The sequence below is a fragment of the Pectobacterium fontis genome (genome assembly GCF_000803215.1).
In the GTDB taxonomy this organism is placed as follows: Bacteria; Pseudomonadota; Gammaproteobacteria; order Enterobacterales; family Enterobacteriaceae; genus Pectobacterium; species Pectobacterium fontis.
The window spans coordinates 111,718-135,453 of sequence record NZ_JSXC01000024.1 but is presented as its reverse complement, the minus strand read 5'-3'; the positions used below and the strand labels follow the sequence as shown (position 1 = coordinate 135,453).

The 23,736-nt window shown below is 52.3% G+C and carries 22 protein-coding genes, 2 tRNA genes and 2 other RNA genes; 10 read left to right on the top strand and 16 right to left on the bottom strand.

Features of this window, described 5'->3' with window-relative positions:
• Positions 1 to 122: 122 nt before the first annotated feature.
• Positions 123 to 278: an AcrZ family multidrug efflux pump-associated protein gene (locus OI69_RS19185; RefSeq protein WP_039275566.1), complete on the bottom strand. Its 156-nt coding sequence runs from the start codon at positions 276 to 278 to the stop codon at positions 123 to 125.
• A 196-nt stretch (positions 279 to 474) separates the two neighbouring features.
• On the opposite strand from OI69_RS19185, the gene modE reads away from it, so the two are divergent.
• The 10 genes from modE to gpmA all read left to right on the top strand — a co-directional run bounded on the left by modE (position 475) and on the right by gpmA (position 12,991).
• Positions 475 to 1,266: a molybdenum-dependent transcriptional regulator gene (gene modE / locus OI69_RS08130; protein ID WP_039348508.1), complete on the top strand. Its 792-nt coding sequence runs from the start codon at positions 475 to 477 to the stop codon at positions 1,264 to 1,266.
• Between the two features lie 40 nt (positions 1,267 to 1,306).
• Positions 1,307 to 2,782 carry a molybdate ABC transporter ATP-binding protein ModF gene (modF, locus tag OI69_RS08125; protein WP_039348506.1) on the top strand — a complete coding sequence of 492 codons (1,476 nt, stop codon included), beginning with the start codon at positions 1,307 to 1,309 and terminating at the stop codon, positions 2,780 to 2,782.
• A gap of 199 nt (positions 2,783 to 2,981) precedes the next feature.
• Entirely contained in the window at positions 2,982 to 4,001 is a 1,020-nt protein-coding gene (gene galE / locus OI69_RS08120) for a UDP-glucose 4-epimerase GalE (protein ID WP_039348504.1), read from the top strand.
• A gap of 124 nt (positions 4,002 to 4,125) precedes the next feature.
• Complete coding sequence (gene galM, locus OI69_RS08115; protein WP_039348503.1) at positions 4,126 to 5,172, top strand: galactose-1-epimerase; 1,047 nt, start codon at positions 4,126 to 4,128, stop codon at positions 5,170 to 5,172.
• A 151-nt stretch (positions 5,173 to 5,323) separates the two neighbouring features.
• Complete coding sequence (locus OI69_RS08110; RefSeq protein ID WP_039348500.1) at positions 5,324 to 5,776, top strand: hypothetical protein; 453 nt, start codon at positions 5,324 to 5,326, stop codon at positions 5,774 to 5,776.
• 75 nt (positions 5,777 to 5,851) lie between these two features.
• Complete coding sequence (locus OI69_RS08105; RefSeq protein WP_039348499.1) at positions 5,852 to 6,205, top strand: copper-binding protein; 354 nt, start codon at positions 5,852 to 5,854, stop codon at positions 6,203 to 6,205.
• Between the two features lie 12 nt (positions 6,206 to 6,217).
• A complete protein-coding gene (locus OI69_RS08100; RefSeq protein WP_039348492.1) occupies positions 6,218 to 7,477 on the top strand; it encodes a TolC family protein in 1,260 nt (419 codons plus the stop codon).
• Positions 7,474 to 8,967, top strand: coding sequence for an efflux RND transporter periplasmic adaptor subunit (locus OI69_RS08095; protein ID WP_039348490.1), 1,494 nt, complete (start codon positions 7,474 to 7,476; stop codon positions 8,965 to 8,967). Before OI69_RS08100 ends, OI69_RS08095 begins: the two co-directional genes overlap by 4 nt.
• Entirely contained in the window at positions 8,964 to 12,101 is a 3,138-nt protein-coding gene (locus OI69_RS08090; protein ID WP_039348488.1) for an efflux RND transporter permease subunit, read from the top strand. The genes OI69_RS08095 and OI69_RS08090 overlap by 4 nt, the downstream gene beginning before the upstream one ends.
• Before the next feature lie 137 nt (positions 12,102 to 12,238).
• Entirely contained in the window at positions 12,239 to 12,991 is a 753-nt protein-coding gene (gpmA, locus tag OI69_RS08085; protein ID WP_039348486.1) for a 2,3-diphosphoglycerate-dependent phosphoglycerate mutase, read from the top strand.
• Between the two features lie 132 nt (positions 12,992 to 13,123).
• On the opposite strand, the gene aroG is transcribed toward gpmA, so the two are convergent.
• From aroG to ybgC, 15 genes are all read right to left on the bottom strand, one after another.
• Positions 13,124 to 14,179, bottom strand: coding sequence for a 3-deoxy-7-phosphoheptulonate synthase AroG (aroG, locus tag OI69_RS08080; protein ID WP_039348484.1), 1,056 nt, complete (start codon positions 14,177 to 14,179; stop codon positions 13,124 to 13,126).
• Between the two features lie 381 nt (positions 14,180 to 14,560).
• Positions 14,561 to 15,286 carry a nicotinamide riboside transporter PnuC gene (gene pnuC, locus OI69_RS08075; protein WP_039348481.1) on the bottom strand — a complete coding sequence of 242 codons (726 nt, stop codon included), beginning with the start codon at positions 15,284 to 15,286 and terminating at the stop codon, positions 14,561 to 14,563.
• Positions 15,287 to 15,344: 58 nt separating this feature from the next.
• Positions 15,345 to 16,406: a quinolinate synthase NadA gene (gene nadA / locus OI69_RS08070; RefSeq protein ID WP_039348479.1), complete on the bottom strand. Its 1,062-nt coding sequence runs from the start codon at positions 16,404 to 16,406 to the stop codon at positions 15,345 to 15,347.
• 166 nt (positions 16,407 to 16,572) lie between these two features.
• A complete protein-coding gene (locus OI69_RS08065; RefSeq protein WP_039348477.1) occupies positions 16,573 to 17,289 on the bottom strand; it encodes a DUF554 domain-containing protein in 717 nt (238 codons plus the stop codon).
• A gap of 223 nt (positions 17,290 to 17,512) precedes the next feature.
• Positions 17,513 to 17,640: non-coding RNA, RtT sRNA (locus tag OI69_RS19180), on the bottom strand.
• 47 nt (positions 17,641 to 17,687) lie between these two features.
• Positions 17,688 to 17,763, bottom strand: a tRNA-Lys gene (locus OI69_RS08060).
• 39 nt (positions 17,764 to 17,802) lie between these two features.
• A non-coding RNA gene (locus tag OI69_RS19175) (RtT sRNA) lies at positions 17,803 to 17,931 on the bottom strand.
• A 15-nt stretch (positions 17,932 to 17,946) separates the two neighbouring features.
• Positions 17,947 to 18,022 (bottom strand) — tRNA-Lys (locus OI69_RS08055).
• Positions 18,023 to 18,197: 175 nt separating this feature from the next.
• Complete coding sequence (gene cpoB / locus OI69_RS08050) at positions 18,198 to 18,974, bottom strand: cell division protein CpoB (RefSeq protein ID WP_039348475.1); 777 nt, start codon at positions 18,972 to 18,974, stop codon at positions 18,198 to 18,200.
• Between the two features lie 9 nt (positions 18,975 to 18,983).
• On the bottom strand, positions 18,984 to 19,493 hold the full coding sequence (gene pal / locus OI69_RS08045; protein WP_039348473.1) for a peptidoglycan-associated lipoprotein Pal: 510 nt from the start codon (positions 19,491 to 19,493) through the stop codon (positions 18,984 to 18,986).
• 39 nt (positions 19,494 to 19,532) lie between these two features.
• Positions 19,533 to 20,825, bottom strand: coding sequence for a Tol-Pal system beta propeller repeat protein TolB (tolB, locus tag OI69_RS08040; protein ID WP_039348471.1), 1,293 nt, complete (start codon positions 20,823 to 20,825; stop codon positions 19,533 to 19,535).
• A 138-nt stretch (positions 20,826 to 20,963) separates the two neighbouring features.
• Entirely contained in the window at positions 20,964 to 22,139 is a 1,176-nt protein-coding gene (tolA, locus tag OI69_RS08035; protein ID WP_039348468.1) for a cell envelope integrity protein TolA, read from the bottom strand.
• A 64-nt stretch (positions 22,140 to 22,203) separates the two neighbouring features.
• A complete protein-coding gene (gene tolR, locus OI69_RS08030) occupies positions 22,204 to 22,629 on the bottom strand; it encodes a colicin uptake protein TolR (protein WP_010285025.1) in 426 nt (141 codons plus the stop codon).
• Between the two features lie 12 nt (positions 22,630 to 22,641).
• On the bottom strand, positions 22,642 to 23,328 hold the full coding sequence (tolQ, locus tag OI69_RS08025; RefSeq protein WP_039348465.1) for a Tol-Pal system protein TolQ: 687 nt from the start codon (positions 23,326 to 23,328) through the stop codon (positions 22,642 to 22,644).
• Positions 23,325 to 23,729 carry a tol-pal system-associated acyl-CoA thioesterase gene (gene ybgC / locus OI69_RS08020; RefSeq protein WP_039348462.1) on the bottom strand — a complete coding sequence of 135 codons (405 nt, stop codon included), beginning with the start codon at positions 23,727 to 23,729 and terminating at the stop codon, positions 23,325 to 23,327. The genes tolQ and ybgC overlap by 4 nt, the downstream gene beginning before the upstream one ends.
• Positions 23,730 to 23,736 lie beyond the last annotated feature (7 nt).

Sequence of the window (23,736 nt, the reverse complement as noted above, 5' to 3'; positions counted from 1 at the left end):
GTAAATAATGATATAACGAATCATAAAGCAGTGTCATGCGCTTTAAAGAGGTAGATGTCGAGGGGTAGAAAAAGAAATGTCCGGCAAAAAAGCCGGACATCAGAATAGAACAGGAGCGCGAATCAGTGCTGATTCTTTGCGCGCTGCCCGTCGGAATGACCAATGCGAGACAACACGTTAAACACTTCGCCCAAGCAATAAATCGCCCCCATGATAATCACCATCATCACAGGAACCATGGCAACTGCAAACAGCAGGCTCTTCAACAACTCCAACATGCTTACCTCACTTATTGCAACGGTTACCGCAACTGTAGCCCACTGAGTGCGCTATTTTACTGTAAACCGCGATCGTCATTATTGCCACGTAGTCTACCGCAGTCATAGAAAATAGTGCGTCTATTTGTGCGATTTGCCCCTGATGAAAAAAATAGCGACAATACAGAGAATTAAACTCACCGACGGTGCCTTCACTATGCAGGCTGAAATTCTTCTCACCCTGAAACTTCAACAGCGTTTATTCGCCGACCCACGGCGGATCGAGTTACTTAAGCAAATTCGTCATACCGGTTCAATTAGTCAGGGAGCCAAACTGGCGGGGATTAGCTATAAAAGCGCCTGGGATGCCATCAATGAGATGAATCAGTTGGCCGAGCAGACTATCGTCGAACGCATGACCGGCGGCAAAGGCGGCGGCGGCGCACAACTCACCCGCTATGGCGAACGGCTTCTCCAACTGTACAATTTGCTCGCGCAGATTCAGCAAAAAGCCTTTGATGTATTACAGGAAGACGGGCTGCCGTTGGACAGTCTGCTGGCAGCCATCTCGCGTTTTTCCCTGCAAACCAGTGCACGTAACCAGTTTTTTGGAACGGTACTCGCACGCGGTGAAGAACAGGTACAACAACATCTGGATATTTTACTCGCCGATGGTACAACAACCATCAGCGCACTGATTACGCAACAAAGCGCCGAGCGTCTGCAATTGCAGAAAGGCAAAGAGGTGCTGGCGCTGATTAAAGCACCGTGGATCGACGTCTACGCAGCCACATCTGCTCCCCCTGTCGTCGATAACCTCTTGTCAGGACAAATTCAGACCATTCAACACGGCGTGGAGAACAGCGAAATTCTGATTACGCTTACTGGGGGAGAAACCCTATGCGCCATGGTGCCGAATACCTTGCTTGCACAGCAAAAGTTACAGCAGGGAACGGACGTGAAGGCCTGTTTTAACGCCGACCGGGTCATCATCGCCACACTGTGCTAATACCGCTGGAGTGCCGTAGGCCACTGACGAAGGATAAAAGATGTCATTGTTGAAAATCACGCAGGGGTTGTTTCGTCTCAACGATACCCGCATGCTGCGGCTGGACGAACTGACGCTTGAACAAAATCAATGCTGGGCCTTTGTCGGAGCCAACGGAAGCGGCAAGTCAGCACTGGCGCGTGCGCTATCCGGCGAATTACCGCTATTACATGGTGAGAAAATAACAGGATTCCAATGCCCTGTTCGTGTGTCGTTTGAACAACTACAAAAACTGGTTTCCGACGAATGGCAACGCAATAACACCGACCTGCTGAGTGAAGGCGAAGAAGATACCGGCCGCACGACGGCAGAAGTGATTCAGGATAGCCTTAACGATCCCACGCGTTGCCAGCAGTTGGCACACCAGTTTGGTATTGCGCATTTGCTGGAGCGTCGTTTCAAGTACCTTTCTACAGGGGAAACACGTAAGGCAATGCTGTGTCAGGCGTTGATGCCTGAGCCTGACCTGCTGATCCTTGATGAACCTTTCGACGGGCTGGATGTGGCCTCTCGCCAACAGCTTGCCGATGAACTGCGGAAACTGGCAGGCACGGGTTATACGCTGGTACTCATACTGAACCGCTTTAACGACATTCCTGATTTTATCAACCATGTTGGTGTCTTGGCAGACTGTACGCTGACTCGCCTCGGCGAGCGCGAAACGATCCTCTCTGAAGCCCTGGTGGCTCAGCTCGCGTTTAGCGAAAAACTGTCGGGCAGTTCGTTGCCTGAGCCTGAAGATCCGCAGCGCTATATCACGCTTCCCGCTGACGAGGCACGTATTCAATTGCGTAACGGCGTGGTGCAATACAACGATCGCCCGATTCTGCATGCACTGACATGGGAAGTCTTACCCGGCCAGCATTGGCAGATTGTTGGCCCCAATGGCGCGGGGAAATCGACGTTGCTCAGCCTGATTACCGGCGATCATCCCCAAGGCTACAGCAACGACCTCACGCTGTTTGGCCGCAAACGCGGCAGCGGGGAAACCATCTGGGATATCAAGCGCCACATTGGCTATGTCAGCAGCAGTTTCCATCTGGATTACCGCGTCAGTACCAGCGTGCGTAATGTGATCCTGTCTGGTTTCTTTGATTCTATTGGGATTTATCAGGCCGTTTCTGACCGTCAACGTTATCTGACCGAACAGTGGCTCACGCTACTTGGGCTGCATGGCGCTATCGCCGATACCCCGTTTCAGTCGCTCTCCTGGGGTCAACAGCGCCTAACGCTGATTGCTCGTGCGTTAGTCAAACACCCAGCCCTGCTCATTCTGGATGAACCGCTACAGGGACTTGATCCGCTTAATCGCCAATTGGTGCGCCGCTGGCTGGATATCTTGATTGGCGAGGGCGAAACGCAGCTACTTTTTGTCTCTCATCACGCCGAAGATGCACCTGAGTGCATCACGCATCGGCTCACTTTCGTTCCGCACCATGACATTTATCGCTACCAGATCGATGAGTTATGTCAATAATGCCGGAAAATTAAAATGATAACGTTACCACACAATAAAGTGTGGGGAACAAAGCCAAGTTCATTTACACTGTAATCTACGCTTTATTATATTTATTTGTGAAAAAACCATCGATAACAGAGGCAAATTCTCGCTGTAGATCACCTTTTCCAGCATCCAGCCATGTTATTTTGCAGCATTGCAACAAAAGAGGTCTATTATGAACGTTCTCGTCACAGGTGGTAGCGGTTACATAGGAAGTCATACTTGCGTACAACTGCTGGCTGCCGGGCACTCTCCCGTCATTCTCGATAATTTATGCAACAGCAAGGCCAGCGTTGTTAAAACCATTACGCGTCTAACCGATAAAACGCCCGTTTTTTATCAGGGAGATATCCGCGACAGCGCCCTGCTGGACGAGATCTTTACTACGCATTCGATTGATTCCGTCATCCACTTTGCTGGCTTAAAAGCCGTTGGGGAATCCGTGCGTGAGCCGCTGAGCTACTATGACAATAACGTCTACGGCACGCTGGTGCTGGTAGAAGCGATGAAAAAGGCAGGCGTGAAAAACCTGATTTTTAGCTCCTCAGCTACCGTCTATGGTGATCAACCGCACACGCCCTATCAGGAAAGTTTTCCGACCGGACACCCTGCCAGCCCCTATGGTCGCAGCAAACTGATGGTGGAGCAGATCCTGCAAGACTTACAGCATGCAGAACCGGACTGGAGCATTACACTGCTGCGTTATTTCAACCCGGTTGGCGCACATCCATCGGGTGAGATGGGAGAAGATCCACAGGGCGTTCCCAATAACCTGATGCCTTATATCGCTCAGGTTGCTGTAGGGCGTCGCGACTCGCTGGCGATTTTCGGCAATGACTACCCTACCGTTGACGGCACGGGCGTACGAGATTACATCCACGTCGTCGATCTGGCTGACGGTCATATCGCCGCCATGAACACCCTGCAAAATCGGGCTGGCGTACACATTTACAATCTGGGTGCTGGTATAGGCTACAGTGTATTGCAGGTTGTTGAAGCCTTTAGTCAGGCCTGTGGCAAGCCACTGCCTCACCATTTTGCCCCGCGTCGTCAGGGTGATTTGCCGGCATACTGGGCGGATGCCGAACGAGCCGCAAAAGATCTCAACTGGCGAGTCACACGCTCACTGCAAGAAATGGCGCAGGACACCTGGCGCTGGCAATCCAATCACCCCAATGGGTACGAAGAAGCGTGATGATATTTTGAGAGATCAATCGGGGAAAGTGAAGCAGGGTTGGGGCTGACTCCTGCTGTCTTTCCCCTGCCCGACCTCTCTCTGCCAACCCTCTCTACCCATCGGACATCTACAGGAGCAAGTCATGTTGAATGAAAGTATGAGCACGCTGGCACCAGATGGCCAGCCGTTTCAATTAACGACCTTGCAGAATCAGGCAGGCATGCGCGTATGCCTGATGGACTGGGGCGCAACCTGGCTGTCCTGTAAACTGCCTTTGCCAGAAGGGGAGGTTCGCGAAGTGCTGCTGGGTTGCGCATCACCCGAACAGTATCCACAGCAAAGTGCCTATCTCGGCGCATCGATTGGCCGCTATGCTAACCGCATAGCCAAAGCAACATTTAACCGAGGATCCGAAACTTTTCATCTGACGCCAAACCAAAACGAACACCAGTTACACGGTGGTCCAGAAGGCTTTCATGCCCGCCGCTGGATAATTACCAGTCAGGATGCCACACAGGTAACTTATCAGTTGCACTCACCGGATGGCGATCAAGGTTATCCTGGTCACCTTAACGTACAGGTGACCTACGCGCTGACTGAACATAACTCGTTGGAAATCTCGTATCAGGCAACCGTAGAGAAAGACTGCCCCGTCTGTCTGACTAACCACGCGTATTTCAACCTCGATGGTGATTTGACTGACGTACGTAAACACCAGTTACAACTGTTTGCTGATTACTATTTACCGGTCAATAGCTCGGGCATTCCTAACGCCGAACTGACGGAGGTCAGCGCGACAGGAATGGATTTTCTCCAGCCAAAAACGCTGGAAGCGGATTTCCTGCGCGACAGCGATCAAATGGCGGTCGGCGGTTACGATCACGCTTATTTATTGCATCGCACCTGCGGTTCCAGCGAAAGCCCGGCCGCCAATCTGTGGTCATCGGATGGTCGCGTGCTGATGAGCGTCTTTACCAGCGCCCCAGCCTTACAGCTCTACAGCGGCAACTTTCTGGCCGGAACGCCTTCACGCGACGGTGGTAAGTATGAAAACTATGCCGGTGTGGCACTGGAAAGTGAATTCCTGCCGGACAGCCCGAATCATCCAGACTGGCCGCAACCCGATTGCTGGTTGAAACCGGGGAACGTCTATCGGTCGGATACCACGTACCAGTTTCTCGTACAGTAACCGAACAGCAAAAGATAATTAACCCATTGATAACATTGGCAGATAGCTATCTGCCAATTTACAGCGCGACTTTACAAAACTATGCCATTCCCCACTTGCCCCTTCCCAGTTCAGACGCTTACACTGCCGTAACGCCCAGAAAGGAAATGCCATGTCCTCCTTATCACGGTCTCCATTATTCATTCATCATCTGCGCCATAAAGGCAGATGGGGATGGCTATTGGCGCTGTGCTGGCTTTTCCTGAATGCGCAACTGGCTATCGCAGGTCATCAATGCGATATGACGTTCAGCCAGATCTCCCCCGCTCTTCAGCATCAGGCACATCTACAACAGGCTGACGTTCAGTCGGTATCGTCTCACACTCATCATGCAGCTAACGTGTCTTACGCCGCCGACCAGCAAACGCCGCTATGTGAAAAGCACTGCGTGCCGGATAGCATCAAGCAAGATAACGGTTCGCTGGCATTATTAGCGCTACCGGTCAGCGGTGAGTTGGTAGTAGCGGATAACCCCGTCATGCTTAATCAGGCATGCGACGCCTGGTTCTCTCCTCCCGCTGCTGGCCCTCCGGCTGAGATCCGTTTCTGTCGATTCAGAGAATAACCCAAGCAATTGATAACTCCTGCGCCATCGAGCGTAACGCCTTGTTTATCAGTTTTTTTTATTGGGATTATTGTTATGCGTATCACTAACATAGTTATGATCAGCAGCCTGATTTTTTCTGTTTCTTCTATCCCCTTTCCCGTGTGGGCAAACGAGCACCAGCATCACGCGATGGTGCATACCAATCCCCCTGCGACCACTACCGCCGTGTATCACACTACCGGGATGGTTAAGCAGTGGAATGCCGACAGCGTGACGCTCTCTCACGCCCCGGTTGACGCCCTAAAATGGCCTGCGATGACGATGGCATTCACGCTGCCATCCCGTGGCGAAATCACGCCGCTCCCGGTTAACACGCCCGTTGCGTTCAGCTTTATCCAGAACGACAGCGGCTACATTCTGACCGCGATTACCCCACAGCAGCCTTAACCGGAGCACATCATGAATTTATCCACACACGACGCCGCGCGCGCGTGTCTGGCGATGCTACTGTGGCTGCCTGCCGCCGTCTTTGCGGCAGATCTGAGTCTTGAACAGGCCTTACAGGTGGCGGAACGTTATTCCGCCGATCTCTCGGCCAATCAACACCAGATCAACGCGCTACAGAACATGGCCGACTCCGCCACACAACTTCCCGATCCCAAATTGAAATTTGGTGTCGAAAATGTGCCTCTGGGCGGCAACAGCGGCAGTCGACTTACACGGGAAGGGATGACGATGCAACGTATCGGCGTCATGCAAACGTACGTCAGTAGCCGTAAGCGCGATAGTAAAGCACAGGCTATTCGGGTCGAAGCCGACACCCTGCAAAGCAATAGCGAAAGTATTCGCGCTCGCCTGCAACGGGAAACGGCACAAGCATGGCTGGATCTGGCGCTTTCCCAGAAGGCGTTGAGTGAGGTCACGGCGCTGGTCAACGAAAGCCAACGACAGATCGCCTCGCAAAAAGCGAGTGTGGCGGCGGGCAGTGAAGCCAGTAGCGTACTGGATGCTCGTCTGACGCTGGCAGCCATGCAGGACAAGCAAGCCGATGCTGAGCGGGATACCCGTATCGCGCATGCCCGACTGGTTCAGCTTACCGGCATTGCAGATATCAACGTGTACGGCGAGCTTCCCCGCTTTGAGCGGTTACCCGCCTCACCGGACGTGTTAAGTCATGCGATTCACCAGCACCCAGAAATGCAGCAGGCGCAGCGTGAAGCCGAACTGGCTCAGGCTCGCTCCGCACAGTCAGCCGTTGCCGCCATCCCCAATGTCGATGTTGAAGTCTATTACGCGAAACGTGGCGATGATTACGATGACATGGCGGGCATGATGGTAACCGTCGATCTGCCGCTGTTCAAATCCAAACGTCAGGATAAGGACTATGCCGCTGACGTCTCACGCAGCATGGAAGCCCGCGACAGAGTATTACTCACCGAGCGAGAACATCAGGCGCAACTCAACACGCTAATCGCGCAATATCAAGCGGCCCAGTCACGCTGGCAGCGCCAGAGCAACGAGATTCTCCCGCTACAACAGCAGCGCATCAAACTGATTCAGGCTCAGTATCAATCCGGCAGCAGCACGCTTTCTGCGGTACTGGATGCCCGCCGGGCGCTGCTAGAAAGCCGGATAGCGGTTCAGGATACCGCTCGGGAGATGGCGCAATATTGGGCCGCCATCCGCTATCTGACACCACAAGGAAGCCCTACACGATGAGCACAATCGTCATGAAAAAAGCACGCCTGTTGAGTCTGATGACGCTGGCTATTCTCAGCGCAGGTGGCGTGGGCTATCTGGTTGGCCAACAGCAAACGCCGCACTCGCCTTCTACCGTAGAACCCAAACGTGCGGTTCTCTATTGGTACGATCCGATGGTGCCGGATAAACGCTTCGACAAACCGGGGAAATCGCCTTTTATGGAGATGGAACTGGTTCCCCGCTACGCCGATGAAGCACAAAATGACGGCGGCGTCACCGTCAGCGCCCGTCAGCAGCAAAATCTTGGTGTTCGCACCGCCCGTGCAGAAATGCGCGAGCTTGCAGACCGCAGCACAGGTTATGGCACCGTCGCACTCAACGAGCGTGGATTGCGCACGCTCGTCGCGCCCAGTGGTGGGATTGTCGAGAAACTCACGGTCAATGCCCTGCAACAGCAGGTGAAAAAAGGCGAAACGCTGGCCATCTTGTGGAACCCAACCTGGGCGGCGGCGCAACGCGAATATCTGGCAGTACGGCAGTTAGGTGACGACATACTGACCCAATCCGCCCGCCAGCGGCTGGCGCTGTTATTCATGCCGGACACGATTATTCGGCAGGTCGAGCGTAGCGGCAAGCCGCAAGACAGGATTACGATTACCGCACCAGAAAACGGCTACGTGAATAAGCTGGAGGTACGGCAAGGTATGCAGTTAAGCCCTGCTCAGCCATTATTCGAACTTGCCAGCCTGAATCCGGTTTGGGTCGATGTTGATTACCCCGAGTCACAGGCGGCACAACTCACTCTCGGCAGCGACATCATCGCCACCAGCCGTGCCTGGCCGGGCAACACTTTCCATGGAAAAATCAGCGAACTGCTGCCCGTGTTGGATAGCACTACGCGCACGTTAAAAGCGCGTATCGTGCTGGATAACCCGCAACAGCAGCTTAAACCCGGCATGTACCTGACCGTGCAGTTTTCTCACGCTCAGACACAATCGCGTCTGGCGATCCCGCAAGAAGCGCTGTTAATCAGCGGTAGCCAGAATCGGGTCTTGCTAAGCGATGGCAACGGCCATTTCACCCCGCGTAACGTGACTGCGGGCGCGTCACTGGGCGACTGGGTAGAAATCATCGAGGGCTTGAAAGCGGGCGACAGCGTGGTCACCTCCGGTCAGTTCCTGATTGATTCCGAAGCCAGCCTGCGCAGCGCCTTGCCGCAATTTGCTGCGGATTCATCAGCAGCACCTTCTGCGTCAGTCGGTTATCAAACTCAGGGGATCATCAGAGCAATAAACGACAATCAGGTCACCATCGAACATGAAGCCGTTCCGGCACTAAACTGGTCGCCAATGACGATGGATTTCACACTGCCAGCGTCAGGGCTGCCGCAGGGTGTGGGAATCAGCAGCACGATCAGCTTTCAGTTCAACATGGACGACAACGGGATTCATGTTCTGCATTTTTTACCCATTGACGATCCGCATGCCGGACACGGAGGTCACCCATGATCGCCTACGTGATTCGCTGGTCGCTCAATAATCGTTTGCTGGTTTTACTGGCGGCGCTATTCATGGCGGTGTGGGGCCTGCTTTCCCTACAAAAAACACCGCTGGATGCGCTACCCGATCTATCTGACGTGCAGGTTATCATTCGTGTCAGCTATCCAGGTAAAGCGCCGCAAGTGGTAGAAAACCAGGTGACCTACCCGTTGACCACCACCATGCTTTCCGTGCCGGGAGCCAAAACAGTACGAGGCTTTTCCATGTTCGGCGATGCCTACGTTTATGTCTTGTTTGAAGATGGCACCGATCCTTACTGGGCGCGATCCCGCGTGCTGGAATACCTCAGTCAGGTGCAATCCAGCCTGCCCGCCGAGGCTAAAACGTCGCTCGGCCCGGATGCGACGGGCGTCGGCTGGATCTACGAATACGCGCTGGTCGATCGCAGCGGCCAATACAGTCTGGCCGACCTGCGCGGCTTTCAGGACTGGCTGCTGAAATATGAGCTAAAAACCGTGCCAGACGTGGCCGAAGTTGCCAGCGTGGGCGGCATGGTCAAGCAGTATCAGATTGTCGTCGATCCAGAACGCATGCGAACGCAGGGCATCACCCATCAGCAGATTGTCAGTGCCGTACAGGCGGCAAATCAGGAAAATGGCGGTTCGGTGCTGGAATTAGGCGAAGCGGAATACATGGTGCGCACCACTGGCTACCTGAAAACGGCACAAGACTTTAACCACGTAGTGATTACCACCCGCAACGGTATTCCCGTGCTGTTGCAGGATGTGGCGACGCTCAGAGAAGGGCCGGAGATGCGACGCGGCATCGCCGAACTGAACGGAGAAGGTGAAGTCGCGGGCGGCATTATCGTGCTGCGCTATGGTAAAAATGCGCTGAATACGCTGCATGCCGTCAAAGCGCGGTTACAGGACATACAAAAAAGCCTGCCAGCGGGCGTTGAGATCGTGCCAACCTACGATCGTTCACAGTTGATAGAGCACGCTATCGATACGCTGAGCTTCAAACTGTTAGAGGAATTTGTCGTCGTCTCGGTCATCTGCGCCCTGTTTCTATTCCACTTCCGCTCGGCGCTGGTGGCAATCATCAGCCTGCCGCTGGGGATTTTGGGAGCGTTTATCATCATGCGCTATCAGGGCGTTAACGCGAATATCATGTCGCTGGGCGGAATCGCGATTGCCATCGGCGCAATGGTGGATGCCGCGATTGTGATGATAGAAAACATGCATAAAGTCATTGAACAATGGCGGCATGAAAACCCCGGCAAGCAGCCGCAGAATAATCAATGGTGGCAGTTAGCAGAACGGGCTGCGATGGAAGTCGGCCCCGCGCTGTTTTGCAGCCTGCTGATCATTACGCTGTCGTTTGTGCCGGTGTTCTCGCTGGAGGCACAGGAAGGCCGTATGTTTTCACCGCTGGCTTTTACCAAAACCTATGCCATGGCCGTCGCCGCCGGATTAGGGATTACGCTGGTTCCGGTCTTAATGGGGTATTTCGTTCGCGGTAACATTCCCGATGAACAGGCAAATCCGATTAATCGTTGGCTCATTGCCCTTTATCACCCGGTGCTGCAAAAAGTCTTGAGCTATCCAAAGACCACCCTGCTGGTTTCCGGCCTGCTGTTGCTGCTCACACTCTTCCCGCTCAGCCGTCTGGGAAGCGAATTTATGCCGCCGCTGGATGAGGGCGACCTGCTGTATATGCCCTCCACTCTGCCCGGCATCTCGGTACGTGAAGCCGGTCGACTGCTGCAACAAACGGATCGGTTGATTAAAACCGTGCCGGAAGTCGAATCCGTTTTCGGTAAAGCAGGACGTGCCGAAACGGCAACCGATCCCGCCCCTCTCACCATGCTGGAAAGCACGATCCGGTTGAAACCGCGCGACCAGTGGCGTGAAAGCATGACTATGGACAAGCTAGTGGCAGAATTGGATCGCACCGTCAGCCTGCCGGGCATCGCCAACGTATGGGTGCCGCCGATCCGCAATCGGCTGGACATGCTGGCAACCGGCATCAAAAGCCCGGTAGGCATTAAAGTTAACGGCAATAACCTGGCAGACATCGAGCGCACCGCCGAGCAAATTGAACAGGTAGTCAAACAGGTTCCAGGTGTAACCTCGGCGCTGGCGGAACGGCTGGCGGGCGGGCGCTATATCGATATTGATATCGACCGTCAGCGCGCCGCACGCTACGGAGTGTCCGTCGAGGAGCTTCAGTCGGTCGTCACAACACTCATCGGCGGGCAAAATATCGGAGAAACCATTGAAGGCCGTCAGCGTTATCCCATCAACATCCGCTATCCGCGTGAATTACGCGATTCGCTACAAACGTTGCGTGACCTGCCCATCGTGACGGCAAACGGTAGCAGAGTGACGCTGGCAGAACTGGCTGATATTCGCGTCACTGAAGGGCCACCTATGCTGAAAAGCGAAAACAGTCGCCTGTCAGACTGGATTTACGTCGATCTGCGCGGTCGCGATCTGAAATCTGCCGTTGAAGACATGCAGCAAGCCGTCGCCCAACAGATCACGCTGCCGCAAGGGGTTTCGTTGAGCTGGTCCGGTCAGTTTGAGTATCTGGAACGCGCCACGGAAAAAATGAAAATTGTTATCCCCTTTACGCTACTGATCATTTTTGTGCTGCTGTATGTCACCTTCAACCGCATCAAAGATGCCTTGCTGATTATGGCAACGCTCCCCTTCGCGCTCATTGGCGGCGTCTGGCTGCTCTATATCCTTGGCTATAATCTTTCTGTCGCGGGTGCGGTGGGCTTTATTACACTGGCGGGCGTCTCCGCAGAATTTGGCGTCATCATGCTGCTGTACCTCAACCACGCGGTAGAAAAACACCGGGTGGCAGGCCAGGCGCTGTCGCACCAGCAGTTGATGGATGCTATCCATGAAGGGGCGGTTTTACGTGTACGACCGAAAATGATGACCGTAGCAACGATTATGGCAGGGCTGCTTCCCATTATGTGGGGCGGCGGCAGCGGATCTGAAATCATGCAGCGCATTGCCGCGCCGATGATAGGCGGGATGGTGAGTGCCCCGCTACTGTCGATGCTGGTGATCCCTGCGGTTTATTTGTTATTGCACAAGAAGGAATCCGGTTGGCTGAAACGGTAAAGCCAGAGCGTGATTTTACGCAAATAACCGGCGGATAAATCACGCTTGCCATCGACTATCGATTGCCGATAACCGTTCTCCCCCCCTATAATGAAATCAGTTATCACAGAAATCTTAGGATAGGAAGGAGTTTAGCTATGGCTGTAACTAAGCTGGTACTGGTAAGACACGGTGAGAGCCAGTGGAACAACGAAAACCGCTTCACAGGCTGGTACGATGTCGATCTGTCCGACAAAGGCCGTTCAGAAGCCAAAGCCGCAGGTCAGCTACTGAAAGACGAAGGTTTTGCCTTTGATTTCGCGTATACCTCCGTGCTGAAACGTGCCATTCATACACTGTGGAACGTACTGGACGAGCTGGATCAAGCCTGGTTGCCAGTGGAGAAATCCTGGAAACTGAATGAGCGCCACTACGGTGCGTTACAGGGGCTGAACAAAGCCGAAACCGCCGAGAAATACGGTGACGAGCAGGTTAAACAATGGCGTCGTGGTTTCGCGATTACGCCTCCAGAGTTGACACGCGATGACGAACGTTTCCCTGGCCACGATCCGCGTTATGCTGCGCTGAGCGACAAAGAGCTGCCGCTGACTGAAAGTCTGGCGCTGACCATCGAACGTGTTGTGCCTTACTGGAATGAAACCATCCTGCCACGCATTAAGAGCGGTGAACGCGTTATCATCGCGGCTCACGGTAACTCCCTGCGTGCGCTGGTGAAATACCTGGACAACATGGGCGAAGACGAAATTCTGGAACTGAATATCCCAACGGGCGTGCCGTTGGTGTATGAGTTCGACGAGAACTTCAAACCAATCAAACGTTACTATCTGGGCAACGCAGACGAAATCGCTGCAAAAGCTGCCGCAGTAGCGAATCAGGGTAAAGCGAAGTAATTTACCGCTGAATGAGAAAACCCGGCCTGTGCCGGGTTTTCTATGCGCGTGATTCAACGTACTTCCTGACCAATTATCGCAAGCGACGTTGAAAGCGTTTCTATGACGTACCCACTAGCACGCCATTCTCCGTTACTTACTACGGCGTTCACGTACCGCAGACGCTAACTGACGCAGCAGGGATTCGGTATCTTCCCAGCCGATACAAGCATCCGTGACGCTACGGCCATAAACCAGTGGCTCACCGCTTTCCAGACTCTGGTTCCCTTCAACCAGATGGCTTTCCACCATTACGCCCATAATCGCGTTGTCGCCCTGAGCGATCTGCCCACAGACATCAGTACAGACATCCATCTGCTTTTTAAACTGCTTGCTGCTGTTCGCATGGCTGAAATCGATCATCACCTGTGGTGCCAGACCGGCTTTTTCCAGCCCCATTTTCACGTCTTTAACGTGCTCAGCGCTATAGTTCGGCGTTTTGCCGCCGCGCAGAATAATGTGGCAATCGTTGTTACCGCTGGTGTTAACGATAGCCGAATGACCCCATTTGGTGACAGACAGGAAGCAGTGTGGCGCGCTGGCAGCGTTGATCGCATCAATCGCGACTTTGATCGTACCGTCGGTGCCGTTTTTAAAGCCGACCGGACATGACAGGCCGGAGGCCAATTCACGGTGCACCTGAGACTCCGTCGTACGCGCCCCGATAGCGCCCCAACTCATCAGATCCGCCATGTATTGCGGGGTGATCATATCCAGAAATTCACCCGCAGCCGGCAAACCGATATCGTTAATTTCCAGCAGTAGTTGGCGCGCAATACGCAAGCCGTCATTGATCTGGAAGCTGTTATCCATGTGCGGATCGTTGATTAAGCCTTTCCAGCCAATCGTGGTACGTGGTTTTTCAAAATAAACCCGCATCACTACTTCCAGATCGGCACTCAGCTCGTTGCGCAGCGTCAGCAGGCGCGCGGCATACTCTTTCGCCGCTTTCGTGTCGTGAATCGAGCAAGGACCAATCACCACCAATAAGCGATCGTCATTGCCGTTAAGAATTTTGTGGATGGCTGTACGCGCAAACGATACCGTTTCTGCGGCCTTCTCCGTGGCTGGAAACTTTTCTAGCAAAGCAACCGGCGGCAAAAGTTCATTAATTTCTTTAATTCTTAAATCATCATTTTGGTAATTCATAAATAAATCCATCGGTTCCGAAACGGTATATTAGCCCCATCTAATACGCGCCATCCCGCCTGTATGAGTGGCCTGAGAAACGGGATGTTTCATATTGAAGATTGATTATTATATGTCAAGCTGCTGTTATCAGGGCGCTGAAATCAGCGGGATTTACGCGATCAAATGCTCTAAGATGCCGTATCCGTCCTATTTTCACCAGAAAATAGCTCAACCGGTAAAGCACAGAATAGGTTTCCACTGTAGATTTCAGTAAGGTGAGATGAAATCGCCATTCAGGGCGATCGATGGCAGGTCGGCGAACAACCGATGATGGCCTCTGCGCTTTTCATCATGGAAGCCATGATGCAGAAGGCCATCACCATGCGCATTACGTTCTGATTACATGCCGTTTGAAGGCGTGCTGGCACGATTTTCCCGCGCGCTCTTAATCCACAGCCAGGAGCCATTCAGGGCAATCAGCGTCAGGATCGCGTATTCTACCGCCATCGCGTATACCCCCTGATAAGCAAAAATCACCACGCTGATTACATCAATGACCACCCACAGCAGCCAATTCTCGACGTATTTACGCGTCATCAGAATCATTGCCACAATCGACAGCACCATCATGGTGGAATCCCAGAAGGGAAACGCGTCCGGCTGGAGGTTCGGCATTTGTACCATCAAGCCTAATCCCTGCAAACCAGAAACGGCGATGCGCGTCAGCACAGCAAATACTGCGTCAATATAGAATGTCATGAAACCAATCGCGATCACGCTGGCCACCGACCAGCCAATCAGCTTTTGTAACGGTAGCCAGCGAATACGCAATTCCACTTCCTGCGAATCCGTCTTGCGCGTCCAGGCGTACCAACCATAAATATTGGCAACAAAGAAGAAAATTTGCAGCAGCAGACTGGCGTAAAGTTGAATCTGGAAAAAAATCACGGCAAACAGCGTGACGTTAATCACCCCAAACAGATAGTTAATGGTTTTTTCCTGGCTCGCGAACCAGATACACAGCAGGCCAAACAGCGTACCTATCGCCTCAATCCAGGAAAGGGCGTAGCCCCCTTCCCCTAAAGGGATATGAATTAAAATATTGCTGGTACTCAAAAAATCCATCTCACCACCCTGTCTCAATGATTGTAAAAAGTCTCTATTAAGATGCCCAGAAGCCCCGTCAGGCATTCCCTTTCACACGCAATTTTAGCGACGCCGCAAAATCTAGCATGCGATTCAGCGGGATTAGCGCGCCTTCTCGCAGGGAAGCATCAACCTGAATCTCATGAGCATTACCACCTTGTTCCAAACCGTTAGCAATCGCCTCCAGTCCATTCATTGCCATCCATGGGCAGTGAGCGCAACTGCGGCAGGTTGCTCCTTCCCCCGCTGTCGGCGCTTCCAGCAATGTTTTCTCCGGGCAAGACTGCTGCATTTTGTAGAAAATACCGCGATCGGTCGCCACAATCAGCTCGCGCTGCGGCAGCGTTTTCGCCGCCTGAATCAGTTGGCTGGTTGATCCCACAGCATCCGCCATCTCTACCACACTCTGAGGCGATTCTGGATGTACCAAAATGGCCGCATCCGGGTGCAGAATTTTCATGTGCTTGAGCGCCTGCGTTTTAAATTCGTCATGCACAATGCACGCGCCTTGCCAGCACAAAACATCCGCACCGGTCTGCTTTTGGACATAGCTTCCCAGATGACGGTCCGGCGCCCAGATAATTTTTTCTCCCAGACTATCCAAATGTTCAATCAGTTCCACAGCGATACTGGAGGTGACTACCCAATCGGCACGGGCTTTTACCGCCGCAGAAGTATTGGCATAAACGACAACCGTTCGATCTGGGTGTGCGTCGCAGAAACGGCTGAACTCATCGACAGGGCAACCGAGATCGAGCGAGCATTCAGCCGCCAGCGTAGGCATCAGAATCGTCTTTTCCGGGTTGAGTATCTTGGCGGTTTCCCCCATAAAGCGAACCCCAGCCACTAGCAGCGTCGATGCTGAATGGGTGCTGCCAAATCGCGCCATTTCCAGCGAATCTGCCACGCAGCCGCCGGTTTCTTCTGCCAGCGCCTGAATTTCAGGATCGGTATAATAATGCGCGACCATAACGGCGTTTCTTTCCCGTAACAGCGTTTTTATCCTGCTACGGTAGTGCTGTTTCGCCTCAGCAGACAAGGGTCGCGGCTTCGGCGGAAACGGATAAATGGTTTCATTGCTATCAAAAAGGATGCTCATTATGGATTTCCGCGATGACAACTCGGGTTACCCCCTGATACGGATTCATCACCAGCACCAAGGGGTTTTCTATCCTAAACAAAATACCGAAAACACGGCCTGAAGTCGCGGTTTTTTTTCTAGAATACCGACAATCTGTTTAATATGCTTAAAAAGCGATAAAGATTTAAGCAAAAAAACGATGCCAGTACAGCGAGATGGGAATAACCAGGACTAAAGCAGGAAGGAAGTTAACCACCGCAAATGATTTTATCTGTGCGATCCGCAGTCCTACCGCAATCATGATAATCCCGCCACATGCAGAAAAATCGCCCATCGTAACCTCGGTCATAAAGGGCATAATCAATTTGGCGGAGAAGAACAATAGCATCTGGACAATCATCTGCGGTATCGCAATCGACATCACGGCAAGGCCGAGCGTGATGGAAAAAATCAGCGCGGTGAAGATATCCAAGGTCGATTTGATGATCAGCAGTTGATAATCGCCAGTTAGCCCTTCCGTTAACGCACCAACCACACCGGTGCCGCTGGCACAAAACAGGACAATTAATGCAGTAAAATTCTGAGTGTAAACATCCTGCGGTAAACGGTGCTCCTGTGCAGGCAAAACGTGATTTAACCCTTTCTGGATCATCGTACCAGCCCACTGCACGCCAGATTCCATACGTAGCAACTCACCTAGCGCCACACCAATCACGATAGCCAACGCCACCGCAGGCAACTGCTGGACTTTAACAACCAGCGTGATACCCATGGCAATCGACACCATCGCAAACGCGGGGGGCAGGCCATCCTGCAAACGCTGAGGGATAAAACGACGTAAAGCAATGCCCAGACCACTACCAATCAAGATAGCGCCACCATTAATCAACGGACCAATCATATATCTTCCTAAACAGGGCTACGCACACTGCCCTGTGGCAATGATTCCCTTGCTCGATAGGATCAGAAAATCGTCCCGGACGGGCTGTAGAGGGATAAAACACCTAATATACCGCAAAGCCTTAACAAGCAGAAAACGATAATGGGTTTTATCTCACCGACACGACACGTGCGATATATGATTTAAAATGAATTTATTCGAGGAAGGAAATTTATTGCCGAAGTGGTGGGTCGTGCAGGATGACTCGGCCTTCGGCCTCGCCCCTGCGGGGTCAACGCTAACGCGTTGCTGTCTCGCTTCGCTCGGCTCGAACCTGAGCGCAGGTTCTCACCCACACGACACGAGCTATATGCTATTTAAAATGAAATTATTTGAGAAAGGAAATCTACTGCTGGGAGTGGTGGGTCGTGCAGGATTCGAACCTGCGACCAATTGATTAAAAGTCAACTGCTCTACCGACTGAGCTAACGACCCGCAATGCGGAACTGCTTTGATACTTGCTGCTCTTGAAATTGGTGGGTCGTGCAGGATTACTCGTCCTACGGACTCGCCCTTCGGGCCCACGCTTTCGCGTTGTTCAAAATCGATACTGCCGATTTTGTCGAACCTTATGGTTCTCATCCTTCACGATTCAAAACCAACTATCATAGTTGAAATTGGTGGGTCGTGCAGGATTCGAACCTGCGACCAATTGATTAAAAGTCAACTGCTCTACCGACTGAGCTAACGACCCAATTTCATGCTGCTTTAGCGTCTTACTGTTTGCCTTGGCAACGGCGGCACATATTACTGATTTAAATTTTCAGCGCAACCTATTTTCTTAAAAAACTGTTTAATTGCTTACTCTTAAGACGCCAAGGCACAAAAATCGCTCATGATGGGCGATTTTTGTGCCAATTAAGACAAAATCACGAGGCAGATAAACGCTTCTGTGCCTGCTTTGCACTTTCTGTATTGGGGTACATTTTTACAACTTGCTGGTAAACGGCCTTAGCTTTATCAGCCTGACCCTTTTCCTGCATGATCACCCCAACCTTCAGCAATGCCTCGGCACTTTTAGGTGACTTGGGATAATTTTTGACAACACTGGCGAAATAATACGCCGCGTCGTCTTTTTTCCCCTTGTTGTAATTCAACTGACCAAGCCAATAGTTGGCATTAGGCTGATACGTTGAATCCGGGTACTTCTTGACGAATGCCTGAAATGCGCTGATAGCCTGATCGTACTGTTTTTTCTCCAGCACGAGTGCAACAGCGGCATTGTAATCCGTATTCGCATCACCCGTACTGGCCGGTGCCGCCGTATTGGCGGCACCGGTATCAGTACCCGCAGCAGAGGCAGGTGCGCCGTCTGTCGTCGGTGTAGAAGAGGATTGCGAACTTAATCCATCAATCTGCTGATAGATCTGCTTCTGCCGTTCAACAACCTGATTCAACTGATACTGACTTTCCTGGATCTGCCCTCGGAGACTGTCAATATCACGTTGGGTATCAGAGAGCTGTTGTTGAAGTTGAGTTAAAAGCTGACTGTGAGCGTTAGAGATACGCTCCAATTGAGTGACACGGTCTTCGACCGAGCCTGAGCCGACATTACTGATTGGCGCTTGGGCAGTAGCGGCCCAGGGGACCGCTACGCCAACCAGTAACGACAGACCCAACAGGTGACGTCTGAAGTTACTGCTCATGCGATTCTCTTAATATACCAGAACGGCACGACGGTTTTTGGCATACGCCGCTTCGTCATGACCGAGAACGGCTGGTTTCTCTTTACCGTAAGAAACGATAGAGATCTGATCGGAAGAAACGCCTTTACCTTGCAGGTACATTTGTACCGCATTGGCACGACGCTCACCCAGAGCGATGTTGTATTCTGGCGTACCACGTTCGTCAGCATGACCTTCGATAGTCACTTTGTAAGACGGGTTGCTACGCAGGAATGCAGCGTGTGCGTCCAGCATCTGAGCGAATTCAGAGCTAACATCGTACTTGTCCAGACCGAAATAAACGATGTTGTTACGCTGTAATTCTTGCATCTGCAAACGAGCTTGCTCAGAAGAAGACATGTTACCGCCGTCCATCATGCCGTTGCTGCCAGCGCCCATGGAAGATTGGTCATTGTCCGCATTCTTGTTGGAGCTACAAGCGGCCACTGCCAGTACCGGCAGAGCCAACATCAGGCCTTTCAGCACTTTATTGAATTGCATTTCTTTGTCCTTTGACGAGTTTATTGTACATATCTGTACTTATAGATACGGCGACCAGGCAGGGAATTTAACCTGTCCATCAGTAGCCGGAAGACGCGCTTTGAAACGTCCATCTGTCGAAACCAACTGTAGCACTGATCCCAGTCCTTGTTTGGAGCTGTAGATCACCATCGTGCCATTCGGTGCGATACTTGGCGTTTCGTCCAGGAACGTGTCCGTTAATACTTGTACGGCACCCGTTACCAGATCCAGCTTGGAAATATGTTGCGCTCCACCATTAGAGCCAACCGTTACCAAAAATTTCCCGTCGGCGCTCACATCAGAGTCCTGATTCTGAGAACCTTCCCAGGTCAGACGTTGTGGCGCACCGCCGTTAGCATTAACTTTATAAACCTGAGGACGCCCAGCCTGATCTGAAGTATAGGCTAAGGTCTGGCTGTCAGGGAACCAGGTTGGTTCGGTGTTGTTGCTGCGACCGTCAGTCACCTGGCTGATCTGCCCGGATCCCAGATTCATCACATACAGGTTCAGGCTACCGCTTTTAGAGAGCGCGAACGCCAGTTTGCTACCATCAGGTGAGAAAGAAGGCGCGCCGTTGTGACGAGGGAAAGAAGCGACCTGACGAATCGCACCATTTGCCAGCGTTTGGATAACCAGAGCAGAACGACCACTTTCAAACGTAACATAGGCAAGTTTGCTGCCGTCAGCAGACCAGGCCGGAGACATCAGGGGCTGTGGTGAGCGGTGCACAACAAATTGGTTATAGCCGTCATAGTCTGCAACGCGCAGTTCATAAGGGAACTGCCCGCCGTTGGTCTGCACAACGTAAGCAATACGGGTGCGGAAGGCACCTTTGATACCACTCAGTTTTTCAAACACTTCATCACTGGCCGTGTGTGCAGCATAGCGCAACCACTGCTTGGTCACTTTGAACTGGTTCTGCGCCAAAACGCTACCCGGGTTACCCGAGGTATCAACCAGTTGGTAAGAAACCAGATAGCTGCCATCGGCACTCGGTTGAACCTGCCCAACAACAACCGCATCAATGCCCAGTGCCGTCCAGGCGGCAGGCGTCACTTCAGATGCCGTTGCGGGCTGTTGCGGCATGCGGTTTGCGTCGATCGGATTGAATTTGCCACTGTTACGCAAATCAGCTCCCACAATACCGCCTACGTCTTCTGGTGCCGCGCCGGCCCCCGCCCACTTGAACGGAACAACGCCGATAGGACGTGCAGAATCAACCCCTTGGGTAATCTCTATACGTACTTCCGCGTGCAGAACCGCGGCCCACAGCATTAAAAAGCCTACTGCAACTTTTAGTACTTGCTTCATCTCATCTCCCTTATCCAGACGCGAAGTCTACGATAAATTAGCAGAATTTTAACAAAAACAAACCAATGTCAACAAAACAACATAACCTGGTTTATTTACCATCGTAATAATCTTAAATCTATTGGGTAAACAGCCCGGTTACTGCGGTTTAAAGTCTATCGGCGCGTTTTTGAAAGCCTCATAAACATCTGTACTCGGTGGCTTCGGTATTCTGGCTTGTTTGGCAGCCGCAATCGCCGCCTGACATAACGCCGGATCGCCCCCTTCAGCAGTGACATCAATCAGCAGACCATCTGGCGCCAGTTTAATCCGTAATGTACAGGTACGCCCTTTGTAAAGCTGCCAGTCATAAAACTTGCTCTGAATGGCTGAACGCACCTGGCTACCATAACTATCCAGCGCCGCACCAGATGCACCGCTCTTCTTATTGTTACCCGCGCCCGCAGGCGCGCCACCGCCGGACTTCGGCGCATTTTTCGATGAAGACAGCCCGCCCAGTAAATCATCAACAGCACTTTCCTGCTTAGCCGCCTCTGCCGCTGCTTTCTTTTTATCATCTGCGGCTTTCTTCGCCGCTGCGGCTGCTTCTGCTTTCTTAGCAGCATCAGCTTCCGCCTTTTGTTTTGCGGCTTCAGCCGCTGCTTTTTGTTTAGCCTGCTCTGCTTCTGCGGCGGCCTTTGCGGCCTCTGCTTTAGCCGCTTCTGCTGCCTTCTGCTTGGCGGCTTCAGCGGCTTTTTCTTTCGCCTCTTCTTCCGCCTGTTTCTTAGCAGCAGCGGCCGCAGCAGCTTGTTTCTTCGCCTCGTCTTCCGCTTTCTTTCTGGCATCCGCCGCCGCTTTCGCCTGCTGTTCAGCTTCTGCCTTCGCTTTTGCAGCGGCGGCTTCGGCTTGCTTCTGCTGTTCTTTCGCCTGCTGTGCAGCCGCTTCAGACTGCTTACGTTGTTCAGCCTGTTCCTGAGCCTGCTTTTTCGCTTCTTCCTGCGCTTGCAGGCGCTCTTTTTCCAGCTCTTTCAGACGTTGCTGTTCAGCCGCTTGCTTCTGCTGGAGCTCTTCAGCCTGCCGTTCAGCCTGCTTTTGACGCAGTTGTTCAGAACGTTTCGCATCGGTCTGTTGCTGCTGTTGACGATTATACTGCTCCACCACAGCACTAGGATCGACCATTACGGCATCAATGGACGAGCCTCCACCGCCTCCGCTGGCATCCATCGTTTGCGTCGACGAACTCCAGAGCAGCAAAGCAATCAGTATGATGTGCAAAACGGCCGAAATAATAACGGCACGTTTCAGCTTATCGTTTTGTTCGTTTGCCTTTAACACAAGCGATTCCCAAAAACAGTGTTGCCAGAAATAGGCTTAACGATCATTACCGTGATGCACTCATTTAAATCGGTTGCGTCATCAATCCAACGGATTTCACGCCAGCCTGATGCAACAAATTCAACGCTTTAATGATCTCATCATAAGGAACATCCTTCGCGCCACCAATCAAAAAGACCGTCTTGGGATTGGTTGACAGCCGTGATTGCGCTTCAGCAACCACCTGCTCTGCCGGAAGCTGTTCCATACGGTTTTGCTCAACAACCAGGCTGTATTGCCCTATGCCTGAAACTTCTACGATCACGGGTGGATTGTCGTTGCTGGAGACCGTTTTTGAGTCGGTCGCATCAGGCAGATCCACCTCAACGCTCTGCGTGATAATCGGCGCTGTCGCCATAAAAATCAGCAACAACACCAACAGCACGTCCAGTAGCGGAACGATGTTGATCTCGGATTTCAGCTCACGACGGCCTCTGCGTACTCGTGCCATGATCCCCCCTGATTACTTGCTGTTATCGCTGGAGAACGCCTGACGGTGCAGGATCGCGATGAACTCTTCTGTAAAGTTGTCGTAGTTCTGCTCCAGTTTGCCCACCCGCAGGCTAAGGCGGTTATACGCCATGACCGCAGGGATCGCTGCAAACAGGCCGATTGCCGTGGCAATCAAGGCTTCGGCAATACCTGGGGCAACCATTTGTAACGTTGCCTGCTTCACTGCGCCCAGCGCGATGAAAGCGTGCATGATCCCCCAAACTGTCCCGAACAGGCCAATATACGGGCTGATAGATCCTACTGTGCCCAAAAAGGGAATATGCGTTTCCAGCGTTTCCAATTCGCGATTCATTGAAATGCGCATTGCGCGGGACGCGCCTTCTACCACGGCTTCTGGCGCATGGCTGTTCGCACGATGCAACCGCGCAAATTCTTTGAAACCTGAATGGAAGATTTGTTCAGTACCCGTCAGGTTATCACGACGTCCCTGACTTTCCTGATAGAGACGCGACAGCTCGATGCCTGACCAAAATTTGTCTTCGAACGCCTCAGCCTCGCGCGTCGCCGCGTTCAAAATTCGGGTACGTTGAATAATGATCGCCCAGGAAGCGATAGAAAAACAGATTAAAATCAGCATGATTAGTTTGACCAGAAGGCTTGCCTTCAGGAACAAATCAAAAACGTTCATGTCAGTCACTGCTTGAACTCCGCGACAATAGACTTAGGAAGCGCAATTGGCTTCATTTGATGTGGATCGATGCATGCGATCAAAACTTCAGCATGGCTTAGCAGGGTGCCATGAGCATTGAGAATACGCTGTGCGAAAGTCAGAGAAGCGCCACGCAGCGAAATAATTTCGCTTTGCACCTCCAGCATGTCGTCGAGGCGAGCAGGAGCAAGATACTCCACCGTCATCCGACGAACCGCAAACGCGACATGCTCACTTAGCAAGGCTTGCTGGTGAAAGTTGCGCTCACGCAACGCTTCAGTCCTTGCCCTTTCATAAAAGGCAACATAGCGTGCATGGTAAACAACACCACCTGCGTCGGTGTCTTCAAAATAGACTCGAACTGGCCAGCGAAACAACGAATTACTCACTCTACAT

What these genes read in the sequence shown, in the direction of transcription:
- cpoB (WP_039348475.1), bottom strand. Translation starts at nt 18,974, where the DNA reads ATGAGCAGTAACTTCAGACGTCACCTGTTGGGTCTGTCGTTACTGGTT.
- nadA (WP_039348479.1), bottom strand. Translation starts at nt 16,406, where the DNA reads ATGAGCATCCTTTTTGATAGCAATGAAACCATTTATCCGTTTCCGCCG.
- tolB (WP_039348471.1), bottom strand. Translation starts at nt 20,825, where the DNA reads ATGAAGCAAGTACTAAAAGTTGCAGTAGGCTTTTTAATGCTGTGGGCC.
- aroG (WP_039348484.1), bottom strand. Translation starts at nt 14,179, where the DNA reads ATGAATTACCAAAATGATGATTTAAGAATTAAAGAAATTAATGAACTT.
- galE (WP_039348504.1), top strand. Translation starts at nt 2,982, where the DNA reads ATGAACGTTCTCGTCACAGGTGGTAGCGGTTACATAGGAAGTCATACT.
- tolR (WP_010285025.1), bottom strand. Translation starts at nt 22,629, where the DNA reads ATGGCACGAGTACGCAGAGGCCGTCGTGAGCTGAAATCCGAGATCAAC.
- modE (WP_039348508.1), top strand. Translation starts at nt 475, where the DNA reads ATGCAGGCTGAAATTCTTCTCACCCTGAAACTTCAACAGCGTTTATTC.
- OI69_RS08100 (WP_039348492.1), top strand. Translation starts at nt 6,218, where the DNA reads ATGAATTTATCCACACACGACGCCGCGCGCGCGTGTCTGGCGATGCTA.
- OI69_RS08065 (WP_039348477.1), bottom strand. Translation starts at nt 17,289, where the DNA reads ATGATTGGTCCGTTGATTAATGGTGGCGCTATCTTGATTGGTAGTGGT.
- modF (WP_039348506.1), top strand. Translation starts at nt 1,307, where the DNA reads ATGTCATTGTTGAAAATCACGCAGGGGTTGTTTCGTCTCAACGATACC.
- pal (WP_039348473.1), bottom strand. Translation starts at nt 19,493, where the DNA reads ATGCAATTCAATAAAGTGCTGAAAGGCCTGATGTTGGCTCTGCCGGTA.
- OI69_RS19185 (WP_039275566.1), bottom strand. Translation starts at nt 278, where the DNA reads ATGTTGGAGTTGTTGAAGAGCCTGCTGTTTGCAGTTGCCATGGTTCCT.
- galM (WP_039348503.1), top strand. Translation starts at nt 4,126, where the DNA reads ATGTTGAATGAAAGTATGAGCACGCTGGCACCAGATGGCCAGCCGTTT.
- OI69_RS08095 (WP_039348490.1), top strand. Translation starts at nt 7,474, where the DNA reads ATGAGCACAATCGTCATGAAAAAAGCACGCCTGTTGAGTCTGATGACG.
- OI69_RS08110 (WP_039348500.1), top strand. Translation starts at nt 5,324, where the DNA reads ATGTCCTCCTTATCACGGTCTCCATTATTCATTCATCATCTGCGCCAT.
- gpmA (WP_039348486.1), top strand. Translation starts at nt 12,239, where the DNA reads ATGGCTGTAACTAAGCTGGTACTGGTAAGACACGGTGAGAGCCAGTGG.
- pnuC (WP_039348481.1), bottom strand. Translation starts at nt 15,286, where the DNA reads ATGGATTTTTTGAGTACCAGCAATATTTTAATTCATATCCCTTTAGGG.
- OI69_RS08090 (WP_039348488.1), top strand. Translation starts at nt 8,964, where the DNA reads ATGATCGCCTACGTGATTCGCTGGTCGCTCAATAATCGTTTGCTGGTT.
- OI69_RS08105 (WP_039348499.1), top strand. Translation starts at nt 5,852, where the DNA reads ATGCGTATCACTAACATAGTTATGATCAGCAGCCTGATTTTTTCTGTT.